General features: G+C 38.3%; 2 protein-coding genes. Both read right to left on the reverse strand.

Annotated features, from left to right (window positions below):
- Positions 1–354: 354 nt before the first annotated feature.
- Entirely contained in the window at positions 355–1,746 is a 1,392-nt protein-coding gene (locus tag VNJ50_RS01565) for an exopolysaccharide biosynthesis polyprenyl glycosylphosphotransferase (RefSeq protein ID WP_325578401.1), read from the reverse strand.
- 218 nt (positions 1,747–1,964) lie between these two features.
- A partial coding sequence (locus tag VNJ50_RS01570; protein ID WP_325578403.1) for a glycosyltransferase family 4 protein occupies positions 1,965–2,966 on the reverse strand: 1,002 nt, incomplete at its 5' end.

Here is a 2,966-nt window from a genome sequence, read left to right on the forward strand (position 1 = left end):
CTTGAAATTGAATCCCGATTGCTCCTATGTTTGCTTGGGAGAAGTTGAAGTTGAAGTCGAAATTGAAGTCGAAATTGAATTGAAGGTGAATAAATCCAGATATCTCAGTAAAACCAGTGAAAATCTACAAAATCTGTGTTATCTGTGTTCTATTGTTGAAGTTGATAGATCCTAACAAACCCTCCGTCCAAACCTCCTAACGTCGGTTTTGACCCGTCCTGAAATAGCTATACAGGTTATTGATTAAATCCTAATATAGTTATACAAATATAGTTGATAGTCCTAAAAGAACTATACAGTTGTTTTTTCATGTTCAAAATACTTCATAAATCAAAAATCAACAATCCTTACCCCCTACTGTCCTCTGTAATACAGCACGGTGCTGAGGGTTTTGACCATAATATTGAGATCGAGAAAAACGCTGCGGTGTTTGATGTAAAACAAATCGTATTGGAGTTTAATGCGGCTTTCTTCTACCGATGATCCGTAACGGGTTTTTACCTGTGCCCATCCGGTCAGCCCAGGTTTAATGATGTGCCGGGTTTCATAAAAAGGAATTATTTTGGTGAGCTCATTCACAAAAAATGGGCGTTCGGGACGTGGCCCTATCACGCTCATATCACCTTTTATGATGTTGATAAACTGTGGTATTTCATCAATTCGGCTATGGCGTAAAAATTTTCCAAACCGGGTTACCCGCACGTCATTAGGTTGCGCCCACTTGGCTCCATCCGTTTCAGCGTTGACAATCATGCTGCGCAGTTTTATGATGTTGAAAGTCTTTCCGTTTTTACCCACTCTAGACTGGGTGTATAATAAAGGCCCTCTATTGCCTAATAGATTACCTATTAGTATTAAGGGTAAAATTAAGATGCCAAAAACCATTCCAACACAAGAAATAAGTAGGTCGAACACCCGATGAAAAAACTGATATAGTTTGTTTTGATTACTTCGGCTAAAAGGGAAGTACCTATAAAAATCCTTCCCAATAAATTGAATAGGCACCTGATAGGTGACCTCTTCATAGACCTGTGTATATTCCCTGATCGCAATCCCTTTCTCCAAAAGCGTCATTAAATTATTATAGATTTCGACCGTAATAATCTCAGGGCTATAACTTGCCACAACCACTTCAGAAATATTTTCTTCCTTGATGGCCTGGAACAATTGGTGTGCTCCAAATTCTTTAATGCCATTAAGTTTTAAGGTATCGGTCTTAGGCAACTTACCATTAATAAACCCTACAATTTTATAGTTCGGATCGGCTTGCCTTAGTGCTTTGACAAAACTATCTACGTAAGCAATTTCACCTACCATGAGGACTCTTTTATAAAATCGTGGTGAAGCAATTAAGGTGATATAGGCCGTACGCCATAAAAAAATAGCGCTTATTATTGTAATGAAAAAGTAGACAATCTGAAGACGTTTTTCGGGCAAGAAGGGCGTCCATATTGGCGTCAAAAAATAAAACAGCAAACTTGTGGATACCGTGAGTACAATAACGTTGAACGAGGCATCGAGCTTACTGGATTTCTGCAAGTCATAAGCTTCAAAAACAGTTCCGAAAACACCGATATAAAATAATAATATGCCAATGGCCACATGGTTTTCCCAAGAAATCTCTACATATACCTGTTGGGAAAAGAACTGTAAAATATATAATCCAAAAACAACCATAATCAAATCCATTGCACGGAGCAACAATTTGCGTTCTGATACCTGAAAATGGATCCTGCTTTTTGACATGTATTTAAATTATAGTGATGTGAAGATAATAAGTCTCCAGCACTGTACAAATGTTAATTGATTTTTATAGTTGAGTTTCGGTTGTCGGTTGTGAGTTGTCGGTTGATACTTGACATAAGACAAATGACTTAAGACGTAGGACGGTTGTGGCTTATCGGTTGTGCGTTGTGGGTTATCTAACTTACAGGCTTCATCAATCGCTAGTCGTTAATCTACTATCATAAATCTCCAAGCACCTTATCCCAAAGCTTGTTTACCTTTTCCCAATCAAAAGCTTCTACTTTTTGCCTGGCTTTTAGTACCATGGCTTCTGTTGTTTCCAAATTCTCAAAAACAGAGCAAATGGCATTAGCCATCGCTATTTTATCATTGGGTGGCACCAACATGCCATCAACACCATCAGTTATCAAATATGGCAATCCACCCACGTTTGTTGAAACCACAGGAAGACCTAATGCCATGGCCTCAATGACACTTACCGGCATATTATCAAAATTTGTGGTATTTATGAATATATTATACTCTTTTGATAGTCGATTCCATTCACTTTTAGTCAGTTTTCCTGTGAATTTAACGGACACCTTTAGCTGTTTTGCCAGAGCTTTGACTTGAGACAGACTGCCATCGGTATCTGGTCCTACCATGCACAAACTCGCATTATAACCACGTTGTTGAAGCTCAACTAAAACCTGTATGGCCAAGGTAGGATTATATATTTCTGAAAAGGATCGCACCCATAACAATCGGGGTTGATCATAGTTTTTTTTGTAAAACGGATACTTTGCAATTGTTAATGTATTGGGAATATAAACAAGATTGTCATAGCCCAAGGCTTCAAAGGCTGACTTTAAATATAAGGATGGCGACACATTGACAAGGGCGTTTTTAAATAGGTTTTTGGACAGTTTGGGCGACTTCTTTAAACGGAACGGCAAATTACCACCACGAAGAATAGGAATATAAGGCAAGTTTAACATTCTACATAAATACCCTACCAAAACCGCATAATAGAAATTTTGTGTACTGTAAGTGTCGATCAATACAAGATCGGTTTTTTTATAATTTCTGAAAGTCGTCCACAACATATCCCATAACCGTGCTGTTTTATTGGTTTTATCGGATGCATAACGCACTTGATAGCCACTTTGCGCTAACAAAGGTCCCAAAACAGCACTTTGGCTGACGTTAGTCTGCGCGTTTTGGAGATGGTTTCCGATGTA

The sequence above is a fragment of the Gelidibacter sp. genome (genome assembly GCF_035577925.1).
In the GTDB taxonomy this organism is placed as follows: Bacteria; Bacteroidota; Bacteroidia; order Flavobacteriales; family Flavobacteriaceae; genus Gelidibacter.